This is a genomic window from Streptomyces sp. NPDC043853 (assembly GCF_056436025.1).
Genome location: NZ_JBWKDJ010000010.1, coordinates 761 through 14,591 on the forward strand (window position 1 = coordinate 761; position 13,831 = coordinate 14,591).

The window sequence follows — 13,831 nt, forward strand, 5'->3', positions numbered from 1 at the left end:
CAGCTACCCCCGTCGTGACGACGAGCGCGGTGGGTTCCGCGGTGGCCGCGACGACCGCGGTGGCGACCGTCCCTCCTTCCGCCGTGACGACCGCGGTGACCGGGGCGACCGTCCGTCCTTCCGTCGCGACGACCGTGGTGACCGTCCCAGCTACCCGCGCCGTGACGACCGGGGCGACCGTCCGAGCTACCCGCGTCGTGACGACCGGGGTGAGCGCCCGAGCTACCCGCGTCGTGACGACGACCGTGGCGGCTACCGCCGCGACGACCGCGGTGGCGACCGTCCGTCCTTCCGTCGCGATGACCGCGGTGACCGGGGTGACCGTCCCAGCTACCCGCGCCGCGATGACCGGGGCGACCGTCCCAGCTACCCCCGTCGTGACGACGAGCGCGGTGGGTTCCGCGGTGGCCGCGACGACCGCGGTGGCGACCGTCCCTCCTTCCGCCGTGACGACCGCGGGGACCGGGGCGACCGTCCCAGCTACCCGCGTCGTGACGACGACCGTGGCGGCTACCGCCGTGACGACCGTGGTGGGGACCGTCCGTCCTTCCGTCGTGACGACCGCGGTGACCGGGGCGACCGTCCGTCCTTCCGCCGTGACGACCGCGGTGACCGTCCGAGTTACCCCCGTCGCGACGACCGTGGCGACCGTGGTGGGTTCCGTCGTGATGACCGTGGTGGCGACCGTCCGAGCTACCCGCGTCGTGACGACCGCGGCGACCGTGGTGGGTTCCGTGGTGGCCGCGATGACCGCGGTGGTGACCGTGGCGGCTACCGCGGCCGCGACGACCGTGGCGGCTACCGGGGCCGTGAGGAGCGCGACCGCGACTACCGCGACCGTGGCGACCGCGAGCCGGTGAAGCGCCTGCCGATCGACGAGGACGTCACCGGCGACGAGATCGACGCCGACGTGCGCCAGGAGCTCCTGAGCCTGCCCAAGGGGCTGGCCGAGGAGGTCTCCCGCAACCTGGTCATGGTGGCCCGGCTGATCGACGAGGAGCCCGAGCAGGCGTACGCGTACTCGCGCATCGCCCTGCGCCTGGCCTCCCGCGTCGCCGCCGTGCGCGAGGCCGCCGGCTTCGCCGCGTACGCCACGCAGAAGTACAGCGAGGCGCTGGCCGAGTTCCGGGCCGCGAAGCGGATGACCGGCTCGGTGGAGCTGTGGCCCGTGATGGCCGACTGCGAGCGCGGTCTGGGCCGTCCGGAGCGGGCACTGGCCATGGCCGGCGAGCCCGAGGTGCAGAAGCTGGACAAGGCGGGTCAGGTCGAGATGCGTCTGGTCGCGGCCGGAGCCCGGCGGGACATGGGGCAGCTGGACGCCGCCATCGTGACCCTGCAGAGCCCCGAGCTGGCCTCCAGCGCGATCCAGCCGTGGTCCGCGCGCCTGCGGTACGCGTACGCCGACGCCCTGCTGGCCGCCGGCCGTGAGGACGAGGCGCGCGAGTGGTTCGCCAAGGCCGTTGAGGCCGACAAGGACGGCGCCACCGACGCGTCCGACCGGCTGGCCGCGATGGACGGGGTCGAGTTCGTCGACGCCATGGAGGACGAGGACGAGGACGACGAGCTGGACGCGGTGGAGGCGGCCGAGCTCGCGGCGGCCGAAGCCGCGTCGGACGTGACCGAGTACTACGACGAGGACGACGAGGAGTTCGAGTCGGCCGAGGAGCGTTCCGAAGCCGAGGGCGGCACCAAGGCGTGACCCGTAGGCCGTGACGCAGTGACACGGTGACGCAGTGACACGGTGAGACGAGGAGAGGGCGGCACCCCCGTGGGGTGCCGCCCTCTCGCGTTGGCGTTCGGGTCCGGGCGGGTCAGTCCAGGCTGCGCAGGACCAGGCCGGTGGCCGGCTTGGGGCCGAACGAGGTCGACTTGCGGGGCATGGTGACGCCCTGCCGGGCCAGGCCCCGGACGACCTCCTCGTGCACCGGGTGGAGCAGGACGGCCGTGCCGCCGGCCCGCTCCGCCATGGCCACCGCGGCCTCGGTGTCGTGGATGTAGGCGATGTGATCGGGGGTGTCGGGGATCCGCCACAGTTCGTCCAGGAGGGTGGCGTGCAGCACGGTGGCGTCCAGGCGGCGCCAGTCCTCCGGGCGGTCGTGCCGTACGGTCCGGTCGAGCAGGGCCGGGTCCGGGTCGGTCACCAGGTGGAAGTTCCCGTCGCCGGCCAGCAGGAAGGCGTTGCCGTCCCCGACGGCCCCGCCGAGCGCGGCCATCGCGTCCGGAAGCGCTCCCTGGACCGTACGGACGCGGAAGGAGGGGGAGAGCGCGGTCAGGGCCTCGGACACCGGGAGACGGCGGAGCAGCCGGTGGATGGCACGGACCTGGAGCGGGTAGCGGGCGGTGTCCACGAGCAGGACCAGGCCGAAGTCCCAGGCCCCGGCGGACGGCTGCTCGGCCTGCAGGCGCAGGTAGGTGGCCCAGCGGTGGTGGCCGTCGGCGATCAGGGCCTGCCGGTGGCCGAGGTCCGCGGTGACCGCAGCGATCTCCCGCGGGTCGGTGACCGCCCAGAGGCGGTGGTGGAAGCCGTCCTCGGTGGTGGTGGCCAGCAGCGGCGGGCGGGCCGCGACGGCCTCCACGACCTCGGCCGCGCCGCCGTCGGGCTGCTCGCCGCGGTAGGTGAGCAGCAGCGGTTCGAGGTTGGCGGCGGTGGTGCGCATCAGGCCGGCCCGGTCGGCGACCACCTCGGGCATGACGTCCTCGTGGGGGAGGACGATGCCGTCGCCGGGCGGGGTCAGGGCGAGTGCGCCGATGACGCCCCGCTGCAGCAGCTCACCGCGGCGCTGCTCGTACACGTACAGGGCGGGCTCGGGGTCGGTGCGCAGGACGCCCTCGGTGAGCCAGTCACGGAGGGTTCGGGCGGCCTGTTCGTTGCGTTCCTGGGGGGTGGCGGCCTGCGGGAGGATCAGCCGGACGATGTTGTGGGGTTCGGCGGACTCCAGGTGGTTCAGCCCGTCGGGGCGTACGACCACGTCGTACGGAGGCGAGGTGACGGCGGCGAGGCTGCCGACGCGCTCGGGGACATAACGCAGTCCTCGGAAGGGGATCAGGCGCAGTCCGTGTCCCTCGGTAACTGGTGCGGTCATTGGTGCATGGTAAGTCGCGTCTCGCCATACGGGATGATCGGGGCAGTACGAAAAATCAGACAAGATCCTGCGTCGGCTTCCACGGGGGTTCTCCGGGGGTTCCCCGGGAGTTCCCCGGCGGTTGCCGACGCGGGGAGCGGCAGGAGGAGCGGACGGCATGACCCGGCTGAGCAGGACCCGGCCCGCGGGCAGTGAGCGGCGGCTGCACCAGGCGTACGACACGGCTCTGCTGGACCTGGACGGCGTGGTGTACGCGGGCGGCGAGGCCATCGCGTACGCGGTGGAGTCGCTGGGCACGGCGCGGGCGGAGGGGATGCACCTGGCGTACGTCACGAACAACGCGCTGCGCACGCCGGAGGCGGTCGCCGGGCACCTGACCGAGCTGGGGATCCCGGCCGAGGCCGGGGACGTGATCACCTCGGCGCAGGCCGTGGCCCGGCTGATCGCCGAGCAGGTGCCGGCGGGGTCGCGGGTGCTGGTGGTCGGCGGGGAGGGGCTGCGGGTGGCGCTGCGCGAGCGGGGGCTCGTGCCGGTGGAGTCGGCGGAGGACGATCCCGCGGCGGTGGTGCAGGGGTACGGCGGCCCGGACCTGGCCTGGGGCCGGTTCGCGGAGGCCTCGTACGCGGTCGCGCGGGGGGTGCCGTGGTTCGCGTCCAACACCGATCTGACGATTCCGGGCGGGCGGGGGATCGCGCCGGGGAACGGGGCCGCGGTGGAGGTCGTACGGATCGCGACGGGCGCGGAGCCGCAGGTGGCGGGGAAGCCGCTGACGCCCATGCACCGGGAGACGATCCTGCGGACCGGGGCCGAGCGGCCGCTGGTGGTGGGGGACCGGCTCGACACGGACATCGAGGGTGCGTTCAACGGTGGGGTGGACTCGCTGCTGGTGCTGACCGGGGTGACGGACGCGGCGCAGCTGCTGCGGGCCGTGCCGGAGCACCGGCCGACGTACGTGGACCTGGACCTGCGGGGCCTGCTGACCGGTCAGCCCGAGGTGTCCGGGGAGGGTCCCGGGTTCCGCTGCGGAGGCTGGACGGCGGTGGCGGCGGACGGGGTCCTCGACGCGCGGGGCGAGGGTGATCCGCTGGACGGGCTGCGGGCGTTGTGCGCGGCGGCGTGGACGGCCGCGGGCGACGGGGCGTGCGCGCTGGACGGCGGGAAGGCGTTGGCCCGGCTGGGGTTCTGACGCCGGGTTGGGCGTGCGGGGGAGTCCGCTCGGGCATGCGGCCGGTGCGGGATCGCCACGCGGCGGCCTCGGGCGTCGGCCGGTGCGGGTGCGGCGGCCTCTCCCCGGGTGGGTCGTCGGCCTCCCGCGGACGGCCGTCGGGTCTTGATCGCAGGGTAGGCTAACCTAACCTGCGTGTTGGTCGAGAGTCCCCCCGAACAGAGCGCGGCGCCGGACGCCGCCCCCCGTGCGCGCCACGGTGCCCGCACGGTCGGCCTGTTGGCCGCCCTCGCCGTGCTGGTGGTGATCGCGCTGACGAGTCTGGCCATGGGCGCGAAGGCGATGCCGCTCGGCGACGTCTGGCACGGCCTGTTCCACTTCACCGGAACGCCGAACGACGTGGTCGTCCATGATCTGCGCATCCCGCGCACCCTGCTCGGCCTGATGGTCGGCACGGGACTCGGCCTGTCCGGGGCGGTCATGCAGGCGCTCACCCGCAACCCGCTCGCCGAGCCCGGCATCCTCGGCGTCAACGCGGGCGCCGCCGCGGCCGTGGTCTCGGCGATCAGCTTCCTGGGCGTCACCACGCTGAGCGAGTTCGTCTGGTACGCGCTCGGCGGTGCCGGCCTGGTGTCGGTCGTCGTGTACGTGCTCGGCGGCAGCCGCAGCGCCACCCCGGTGCGGCTGGCGCTCGCCGGTACGGCGGCCAGTTTCGCCCTCACCGGCTACGTCAACGCGGTGCAGCTGATGGACAGCAAGGCGCTGGACAAGCTGCGCTTCTGGACGGTCGGTTCGCTCGCCACCGCCAACATGGAGACCGTCCGGCAGGTGGCGCCGTTCCTTCTGGTGGGCGCGGTGGTCGCGCTGCTGCTGGGGCGGCCGCTGAACGCGATGGCGATGGGTGACGACACGGCACGGGCGCTGGGAGCCAACCTCACCCGGACCCGGATCGTCGCGATGGTGGTCATCACCCTGCTCTGCGGGGCCGCGACCGCCGCCTGCGGACCGATCACCTTCATCGGTCTGATGGTCCCGCACCTGGTGCGCACCTTCACCGGCCCGGACGTGCGCTGGGTGCTCGCCTATTCGGCGGTGCTCTCGCCGGCCCTGCTGCTCGGCGCGGACGTGATCGGCCGGGTGATCACCCGGCCGACGGAGCTCCAGGTCGGCATCGTCACGGCGCTCATCGGCGGGCCCGTCTTCATCTACCTGGTTCGGCGCAAGAGGATGGCCCAGCTGTGACCGCGAAGCTCCGTACGCGCTCCGCCCTGCGGACCGGCCCGGCGCGGCCGCGCGCCCTGCGCGCCCCCGGCGGCCTGTCGCTGCGCGTGGAACCGCGCGTCCTGGCGGCCTGCCTGGTGCTGCTCGCCCTGATCCTGGTGCTGTCCGTGGTCCTGATCGGCACGGGCGACTACGAGATCGCGCCGGGGGACGTCGTACGGACCCTGCTGGGCGACGGCGCGCCCGCCGACGACTTCATCGTCAACGACCTGCGGCTGCCGCGGGTCGTGGTGGCGGTGCTGGTCGGCGCGGCCCTGGGAGTCTCCGGAGCGGTCTTCCAGTCGGTGTCCCGCAACCCGCTCGGCTCGCCCGACCTGCTCGGCTTCAACTACGGCGCGGGCGTGGGCGCGCTGCTGGTCATGCTGCTGGTGGGCGGTGACTCCGGCCAGGTGGCGGCGGGCGCCCTGACCGGCGGTCTGCTGACCGGCGCGGCGATCTACCTGCTGGCGTACCGGCGGGGCATCAACGGCTACCGGCTGGTGCTGGTCGGCATCGGCGCCTCGGCGATGCTGGTCGCGGCCATCCAGTACCTGCTGACGGTGTCCGAACTGGTCGACGCGACCCGGGCGCTGGTCTGGCTCACCGGCTCGCTGGCCGGGCGGGACTGGGCGCACGTGACGCCGCTGGCGTGGTGCTGCGCCGTGCTGTTCCCGCTGGTGCTCTCGCAGGGGCGGGCGCTGCGGATGATGGAGATGGGCGACGACGCCGCGCACGCGGCGGGCGTACGGGTGGAACGCACCCGGTCGGTGCTGACGGTGGCGGCGATCCTGCTGTCCACGGCGGCGGTCTCGGCGGCCGGCCCGATCTCCTTCGTGGCGCTGGCGGCGCCCCAGCTGGCCCGCCGGGTGACCCGGTCGCCGGGCTCCAACCTGGTGTCCGCCGCGCTGATGGGCTCGGTGCTGCTGCTGGTGTCCGACTGGGCCTCGCAGCGGGCCTTCGGCGCGGACCAGCTGCCGGTGGGGGTGGTGACGGGACTGGTCGGCGGCATCTACCTGCTGTGGCTGCTCGTCACCGAGCGCAAGGCGGGACGCATATGACCGCGTCCGGGGAAACGCGGAACGAAGCGTCGCAGGAAACGTCGCAGGAAGACCTGAGGAGTACGCAAGTGCAGCAGCGGCTGGCCGCGGAGAACGTGACGATCGGCTACGACGATCGGGTCATCGCGGAGAACCTGTCGGTGGAGATACCCGACAACTCGTTCACGGTGATCGTCGGTCCGAACGCGTGCGGGAAGTCCACGCTGCTGCGGGCGCTGTCGCGGATGCTCAAGCCGACGGCCGGGCGGGTGCTGCTGGACGGGCAGGCGATCGGCTCGCTGCCCGCGAAGAAGGTGGCCAAGACGCTCGGTCTGCTGCCCCAGTCCTCGATCGCGCCCGACGGCATCACGGTCGCGGACCTGGTGTCGCGCGGCCGCTACCCCCACCAGGGGCTGCTGCGGCAGTGGTCCCCCGAGGACGAGCGGATCGTCGCGGAGTCCATGGAGTCGACGGGCGTGGCGGAGCTCGCGGACCGCGCGGTGGACGAACTGTCCGGCGGACAGCGGCAGCGGGTGTGGATCGCCATGGCCCTGGCCCAGCAGACACCGCTGCTGCTGCTCGACGAGCCGACCACCTACCTGGACATCCAGCACCAGCTCGACGTGCTCGACCTGTGCGCCGAACTGCACGAGCAGCAGGGGCGGACGCTGGTGGCCGTGCTGCACGACCTGAACCAGGCGGCGCGGTACGCGACCCACCTCGTCGCGCTGCGCGCGGGCCGGGTCATCGCCGCCGGGCCGCCGGCGGAGGTCGTCACCGCGGAACTGGTGGAGGAGGTCTTCGGGGTCCGCTGCCAGGTCATTCCCGACCCGGAGACGGGGACCCCGCTGGTCGTGCCGGCCGCGCGGGGCGCGCGGGGCGCGCGGCGGCGGGTGGCTGCGGCGTAGCGCCCTACGGCTCCGCCGCCATGCGTGCCTTGGCCTCGCCCGGCCCGGCTCCTCCGCTGTGGGGGCCGGGCGGCCGGACCCCGCCCCGCCGCCATGTGGGCAGTCGTGCCGGCCCCCTCGCCGCCGTGCGGGGCGGGCGCGCCGCTCCCCGTCCGGCCGGCCGTGTGGGCACACGGCACCCCGGTCCCGCGAGGGTTCGCGCAGCCTTCCCGCGCCCCGGTCCGGCTGGGGTCCGGACCCCGTCCGGGCGGAGCACCGCTCCCGGCGTGCCGGGTCCGGCGGAGCCACCGCCCTGGCCGGGCGGCGCTGCGGCCGGAGCCGAGGCAACGCTTCGGTGGGGCGGGGGCGCTGCCCGCTGGGCGGCGTTCCGGTGTGCCCACCCGTTCCGCCCTGCGGAACGCCTGCCCACACCTCCAGTGGAGGCCACCCGCACCTCGGCGGGGGCCGCCCGAGCTGCGGCGGAGGCGCTCCGCCACCACCGGGGGTCAGAGCATCGCGCGGAGGCGGAGCAGATCGCGGAAGCCCGCTTCGAGGCGGACCCGGCCGGAGGCCCAGGCCTTGGCGAAGTTGAGTCGACCGGCGACCAGGGAGACCAGATCGTCGCCGGTCATCGCGAGGCGGATCTCGGCCTTCGCACGCGGCGGGCCCGGGGCGACGCCGTCCACGCGGATCCGGCCGCCGTCCAGGCGGCCCGTGAAGGTCCGGTCCAGGTCGGTGATGTGGCAGCTCAGCGAGCGGTCCAGCGCGGTCGCGCCGCGCACGCCCTCGTCGGCCCGCGCCAGGTTGCCGGACAGCTGGTCGAGTGCGGCTCGGCACTCCTCGATCGTCGCCATGGTGCTGCCGACCGTACCGCAGCGGTTGGGGGTAGCGTCGGGGCCATGAACGAGGAAGAGCGCGACGGCACCGCCGACGGTGCCCCCGGCGAGTCCGCCGGGCCCGCCGGGCCGGGCCCGCTGGGGGTCGTACGGACGCCCACCGGGCGGGACGAGATCGACGCGCGGCTGGCACGGCTCGGTGATGTCGAGGACCTCCCGGCGGACGAGCACGTCGCGGTGTACGAGGATGTGCACAGGGGGTTGCGTGACGCGCTGACCGCGCTGGACGCGCCTCCGGGTCCTCGTCCGTACGAAAACAGGAGCTGAACCGAACGTGGCAGGAGTGGCACGCCGCCGCCTGGACGCCGAACTGGTACGCCGCAAGCTGGCGCGCTCGCGGGAGCACGCCGGCCAGCTGATCGCCGCGGGCCGGGTCACCGTCGGCGGCACCACCGCGACCAAGGCGGCCACCCAGGTCGAGACCAGCGCCGCGCTGGTCGTGCTGAAGGACGACAGCGACCCCGAGTACGTCTCGCGCGGCGGCCACAAGCTGGCCGGGGCGCTGGCCGCCTTCACCCCGCTCGGCCTGAGCGTCGAGGGCCGGCGGGCGCTGGACGCGGGCGCGTCCACCGGCGGCTTCACCGACGTGCTGCTGCGCGCGGGCGTCGCGCACGTCGTCGCCGTCGACGTCGGCTACGGCCAGCTCGCCTGGTCGCTGCAGAGCGACGACCGGGTCACCGTGAAGGACCGCACCAACGTCCGCGAGCTGACCCTGGAGCAGATCGACGGACAGCCCGTCGGCCTCGTCGTCGGCGACCTCTCGTTCATCTCGATCGGGCTGGTGCTGCCCGCCCTGGTGCGCTGCACCGCGCCCGACGCCGATCTGGTGCTGATGGTCAAGCCGCAGTTCGAGGTCGGCAAGGAGCGCCTCGGCAGCGGTGGCGTGGTCCGCAGCCCCGAGCTGCGGGCCGAGGCGGTGCGCGAGGTGGCCCGGCAGGCGGGGGAGCTGGGACTGGGAGTGCTCGGCGTGACCGCGAGTCCGCTGCCGGGCCCGTCCGGCAACGTCGAGTACTTTCTGTGGCTGCGGGCGGGGGCTCCGGCACTCGACCCGGCGGATGTTGACCGTGCAGTGGCGGAGGGGCCGCGGTGACACACACATCAGGCGGGACGGACACGAGGAACGACGAGGAGACGCACGGCACGGGCGGGGCGGGGGCGGGGGTACGGCCTGCGGGGCGGACCGTCTTCCTGGTCGCGCACACCGGCCGGCCGGCCGCGATCCGAAGCGCCGAACTGGTCGTACAGGGGCTGCTGCGCTGCGGACTGGGCGTCCGGGTGCTGGCCCACGAGGCGGCGGACCTGCCGCTGCCGCCCGAGGTCGAGCTGGTCACCGAGACCACCGAGGGCGCGCTCGACGGCTGTGAGCTGCTGATCGTGCTGGGCGGCGACGGCACCCTGCTGCGCGGGGCGGAGTTCGCCCGCGGCTCGGGCGTGCCGATGCTCGGCGTCAACCTGGGCCGGGTCGGCTTCCTCGCCGAGGCCGAACGGGACGACCTCGACAAGGTCGTCGACCGGGTCGTCACCAGGGAGTACGAGGTCGAGGAACGGATGACCCTCGACGTGGTGGTGCGCACCAACGGCGACGTGGTCCACCGGGACTGGGCGCTGAACGAGGCGGCCGTGCAGAAGGTGTCGCCCGAGCGGATGCTGGAGGTCGTCCTCGAGATCGACGGGCGGCCGGTGTCCGGGTTCGGCTGCGACGGGATCGTCTGCGCCACCCCGACCGGCTCCACGGCCTACGCGTTCTCCGCCGGCGGGCCGGTGGTCTGGCCGGAGGTGGAGGCGCTGCTGATGGTGCCGATCAGCGCGCACGCGCTGTTCGCGAAGCCGCTGGTGACCTCGCCCACATCGGTGCTGGCGGTGGAGGTGCAGACGCGCACCCCGCACGGGGTCCTGTGGTGCGACGGCCGGCGGACGGTGGAGCTGCCGCCCGGCGCCCGCGTGGAGGTCCGCAGGGGCAGCGTCCCGGTCCGGCTGGCCCGGCTGCACCACGCCGTCTTCACGGACCGGCTGGTGGCGAAGTTCGCCCTCCCGGTGGCCGGGTGGCGCGGCGCGCCGCACTAGCTCCGGCGCAGGGGCCCGTCCCCGGACGGGCTTCCCGCACCGGACCCGGCACGGGTTTCCCGTGCGGCTTTCCGGCGCCGGCGGGCCGATGGCGGCCCGGCGGTACCGGGTGACGGGGTGACGTCGTGGGGTGACGGGCGGGGTGACGTCGCATGGCGGCGGCCAAACCTCGGTATGGTCGGTCCGTGCTTGAGGAGATGCGGATACGGTCGCTCGGTGTCATCGACGACGCGGTGGTCGAGCTGTCGCCCGGATTCACCGCGGTGACCGGTGAGACCGGCGCGGGCAAGACCATGGTCGTCACCAGCCTCGGGTTGCTGCTCGGCGGCCGGGCCGACCCGGCGCTCGTGCGCGTCGGGTCCAAGGCCGCGGTGGTCGAGGGCCGGATCGTGGTGCGCCCGGACGCGCCCGCCGCCGTGCGGGCCGAGGAGGCCGGGGCCGAGCTGGACGACGGCGCCCTGCTGATCAGCCGTACCGTCTCCGCCGAAGGGCGCTCCCGCGCCCACGTCGGCGGGCGGTCCGTGCCGGTGGGCCTGCTCGGCGAGCTCGCCGACGACCTGGTCGCCGTACACGGGCAGACCGATCAGCAGGGCCTGCTGCGGCCCGCGCGGCAGCGGCAGGCGCTGGACCGGTACGCCGGTGACGCGGTCGCCGTCCCGCTGGAGAAGTACGGCGCCGCGTACCGCCGGCTGCGGGCCGCCGCCGCCGAACTGGACGAGATCACCACCCGGGCCCGGGAACGGGCGCAGGAGGCCGATCTGCTGCGCTTCGGCCTGGACGAGATCGCGGCGGTGGAGCCGCGGGCCGGCGAGGACACGGAGCTCGCGGCCGAGGCGGAGCGGCTCGGCCACGCCGAGTCGCTGGCGTCGGCGGCGCTGCTCGCGCACGCCGCGCTCGCCGGGAACCCGGAGGATCCGGAGGGCGTCGACGCGAACACGCTGGTCGCGGGCGCGCACCGGGCCCTGGAGTCCGTACGGGCGCACGACGCGGCGCTGGGCGCGCTCGCCGAGCGGATCGGGGAGCTGGGCATCCTGCTCGCCGACGTGTCCGGGGAGCTCGCGGGCTACGCCGACGACCTGGACGCCGACCCGCTGCGGCTGGCCGCGGTCGAGGAGCGGCGGGCGGCCCTCGGCCAGCTCACCCGGAAGTACGGCTCCGAGGAGCACAGCGTCGACGCGGTGCTCAGCTGGGCCGAGCAGGGCGCGGCGCGGCTGCTGGAGCTCGACGGCGACGACGAGCGGATCGGCGAGCTGACCGCGGAGCGGGACGGACTGCGGGCGGAACTGTCGCAGCTGGCGCAGGCCCTGACGGACGCGCGGGTGGAGGCGGCGGAGCGGTTCGCGTCGGCGGTGACGGCGGAGCTGGCCTCGCTGGCGATGCCCTACGCACGGGTGACGATCGACGTCCGGCAGACCGGGGACCCCGATGGGGTGGAGGTCGGCGGTCGGCCCGTGGCCTACGGGCCGACCGGCACGGATGAGGTCGAGCTGCTGCTGGCCCCGCACCCGGGCGCGCAGCCGCGGCCGATCGCCAAGGGGGCGTCGGGCGGTGAGCTGTCCCGGGTGATGCTGGCGGTGGAGGTCGTCTTCGCGGGGACCACTCCCGTCCCGACGTACCTCTTCGACGAGGTCGACGCCGGCGTCGGCGGCAAGGCGGCGGTGGAGATCGGCCGCAGGCTGGCCAAGCTGGCGAAGTCGGCGCAGGTCGTGGTGGTCACGCACCTGCCCCAGGTGGCGGCCTTCGCGGACCGGCAGCTGCTGGTGGAGAAGACCAACGACGGGTCGGTGACCCGGTCCGGGGTCACGGTGCTGGAGGGCGAGGACCGGATCCGCGAGCTGTCGCGGATGCTGGCCGGTCAGGAGGACTCACAGACGGCGCGGGCGCACGCGGAGGAGCTGCTGGCGGCGGCGCGGGCGGACGCGTAACCGGACGCCTGGCCACCGGGCGGTCCGTGCCGCCCCTGCCCATGCATCACCCGTGTGGGTGATGGTCGGTGGGGGCGGCGGACTGCAGGGCGGGGGTTTCCCGTACGGATCCGCCGCCGCAGGTGGCCGAACGGCTCCCGGAACGTGCGTACGGACTGGCATCCTGGGCGAGGTCCGCACCACCTCCGCACCACCTCCGCACGACCGGCGTACCCCTCCGCACCACCTCCGCCGAGCACTCGGGCCGAGCACTCAGGCCGAGTGCACGAGCCCGCCGAAGACGTCCGAGACATCCGCATCACCTCGATCAGGAGCTCCGGCCCGTGAGCAGCCCCCCGGTTCCGGCCCCCCCGTACGGGCGGCCGTTGCGCACCGTGCAGGTGCTCGACGGCGCCGGCCCCGGTTCCGGGGCGGGCAGCAGCGCCCACGTCCGGTCACTGACGGGAGGGCTCGCCGCGCGCGGGGTGCGGGTGACGGTGTGCGCGCCCGTCGCGACGGAGGGGGAGTACGACTTCACCGGCGCGGGCGCGCAGTTCGAACCGGCCGCGGTCAACGCGCTGCGGACGGCCTGCGTCGGCGCCGACATCGTGCACGCGCACGGTCTGCGTGCCGGGGTGCGGGCGGCGCTGGCCCTGCGGGGGCGGCGGGTGCCGCTGGTGGTGACCTGGCACGGCGGCGGGCCGGAGCCCGGCCCGGCCCCGCTGCGCGGACTGACCCGGCTGCTGGAACGGCGGGTGGCGCGGGCCGCCGCGGTGGTGCTGGGCACCTCCTCGGACCAGGTGGACCTGGCCCGGCGGCGCGGCGCGCGGGACGCGCGGCTCGCACCGGTGACGGTGCCCGGGGCGCGGTACGCGCCGGTCGAGGGCGACGTGGACAAGGTCCGCGCCGAACTGGGCGCGCTGGGGCGGCCGTTGCTGATCGCGGTCGGCAGCCTGGAGCCGCAGCGCGGCTACGGGCTGCTGTTGGACGCGGCGCGGGACTGGCGGGCGCTGGATCCGCAGCCACTGCTGGTGATCGCGGGCGAGGGCCCGCTGCGGGCGGTGCTGGCCCGCCGGATCGACGCCGAGGGCCTGCCCGTACGGCTGCTGGGGCGCCGGCCCGACGTTGCGGAGCTGCTGGCGGCCTCGGACGTGGCGGTCCTGCCGAGCCGCTGGGAGGCGCGGTCCCTGCTGGCGCAGGAGGCCCTGCGGGCCGGGGTCGCGCTGGTGGCGACGGCGGTGGGCGGGGTGCCGGAGCTGGTCGGGGACGCGGGGGTGCTCGTCCCGTACGGGGACGCGGCCGCGCTGTCCACGGCGGTGGCCGCGCTGCTGTCGGACCCGGCACGCCGCCGGGAACTGGCCGAGGCGGGCCGCCTCCAGGCGGCGACGTGGCCGACGGAGGACGACACGGTGGCGCAGGTCCTGGCGGTCTACGACGAGCTGATGGAACGCCACCGCTCTTAGCCGCGCGGCGGCCGTTCCGCTGCGCGGAGCCTTCCCCCACCCCGCCCCTCCCCGAAACTCGGGACTCCGCCC

12 protein-coding genes and 1 pseudogene are annotated in these 13,831 nt (G+C 74.9%); 11 read left to right on the forward strand and 2 right to left on the reverse strand.

The genetic code is table 11. The features are described 5' to 3' along the window. Both AC067U_RS24555 and AC067U_RS24560 read left to right on the forward strand, forming a co-directional pair. Positions 1–604, forward strand: a pseudogene (locus tag AC067U_RS24555) (DEAD/DEAH box helicase); the annotation flags it as partial. A 306-nt stretch (positions 605–910) separates the two neighbouring features. Beyond that, positions 911–1,699 (forward strand): tetratricopeptide repeat protein, encoded by a 789-nt coding sequence (locus AC067U_RS24560; protein ID WP_478832151.1) that lies wholly within the window; start codon positions 911–913, stop codon positions 1,697–1,699. Positions 1,700–1,811: 112 nt separating this feature from the next. Here AC067U_RS24560 and AC067U_RS24565 read toward each other — a convergent pair whose 3' ends face one another. Next, on the reverse strand, positions 1,812–3,083 hold the full coding sequence (locus tag AC067U_RS24565) for a DUF1015 family protein (protein WP_478831912.1): 1,272 nt from the start codon (positions 3,081–3,083) through the stop codon (positions 1,812–1,814). 157 nt (positions 3,084–3,240) lie between these two features. Between AC067U_RS24565 and AC067U_RS24570 the strand changes: the two genes are divergently transcribed. From AC067U_RS24570 to AC067U_RS24585, 4 genes are all read left to right on the forward strand, one after another. Beyond that, complete coding sequence (locus AC067U_RS24570) at positions 3,241–4,269, forward strand: HAD hydrolase-like protein (RefSeq protein ID WP_478831913.1); 1,029 nt, start codon at positions 3,241–3,243, stop codon at positions 4,267–4,269. Positions 4,270–4,443: 174 nt separating this feature from the next. Further along, positions 4,444–5,490, forward strand: coding sequence for a FecCD family ABC transporter permease (locus AC067U_RS24575; RefSeq protein WP_478831914.1), 1,047 nt, complete (start codon positions 4,444–4,446; stop codon positions 5,488–5,490). After that, entirely contained in the window at positions 5,487–6,566 is a 1,080-nt protein-coding gene (locus AC067U_RS24580; RefSeq protein ID WP_478831915.1) for a FecCD family ABC transporter permease, read from the forward strand. Before AC067U_RS24575 ends, AC067U_RS24580 begins: the two co-directional genes overlap by 4 nt. After that, positions 6,563–7,453, forward strand: coding sequence for an ABC transporter ATP-binding protein (locus AC067U_RS24585; protein WP_478831916.1), 891 nt, complete (start codon positions 6,563–6,565; stop codon positions 7,451–7,453). The genes AC067U_RS24580 and AC067U_RS24585 overlap by 4 nt, the downstream gene beginning before the upstream one ends. Positions 7,454–7,938: 485 nt before the next feature. On the opposite strand, the gene AC067U_RS24590 is transcribed toward AC067U_RS24585, so the two are convergent. Further along, on the reverse strand, positions 7,939–8,286 hold the full coding sequence (locus AC067U_RS24590) for an SCP2 sterol-binding domain-containing protein (RefSeq protein WP_478831917.1): 348 nt from the start codon (positions 8,284–8,286) through the stop codon (positions 7,939–7,941). A 45-nt stretch (positions 8,287–8,331) separates the two neighbouring features. On the opposite strand from AC067U_RS24590, the gene AC067U_RS24595 reads away from it, so the two are divergent. The 5 genes from AC067U_RS24595 (at position 8,332) to AC067U_RS24615 (ending at position 13,759) form a co-directional block, all read left to right on the forward strand. Beyond that, positions 8,332–8,595, forward strand: coding sequence for a hypothetical protein (locus tag AC067U_RS24595; protein ID WP_478831918.1), 264 nt, complete (start codon positions 8,332–8,334; stop codon positions 8,593–8,595). A gap of 7 nt (positions 8,596–8,602) precedes the next feature. Continuing rightward, entirely contained in the window at positions 8,603–9,418 is an 816-nt protein-coding gene (locus AC067U_RS24600; RefSeq protein ID WP_478831919.1) for a TlyA family RNA methyltransferase, read from the forward strand. Further along, the gene (locus tag AC067U_RS24605; RefSeq protein ID WP_478831920.1) at positions 9,415–10,392 is read left to right on the forward strand and encodes an NAD kinase; all 978 of its coding nucleotides are present in this window, start codon (positions 9,415–9,417) and stop codon (positions 10,390–10,392) included. Before AC067U_RS24600 ends, AC067U_RS24605 begins: the two co-directional genes overlap by 4 nt. A 197-nt stretch (positions 10,393–10,589) precedes the next feature. Next, positions 10,590–12,317, forward strand: coding sequence for a DNA repair protein RecN (recN, locus tag AC067U_RS24610; RefSeq protein WP_478832152.1), 1,728 nt, complete (start codon positions 10,590–10,592; stop codon positions 12,315–12,317). 323 nt (positions 12,318–12,640) lie between these two features. Continuing rightward, entirely contained in the window at positions 12,641–13,759 is a 1,119-nt protein-coding gene (locus tag AC067U_RS24615; RefSeq protein WP_478831921.1) for a glycosyltransferase family 4 protein, read from the forward strand. The last annotated feature ends 72 nt before the right edge of the window (positions 13,760–13,831 follow it).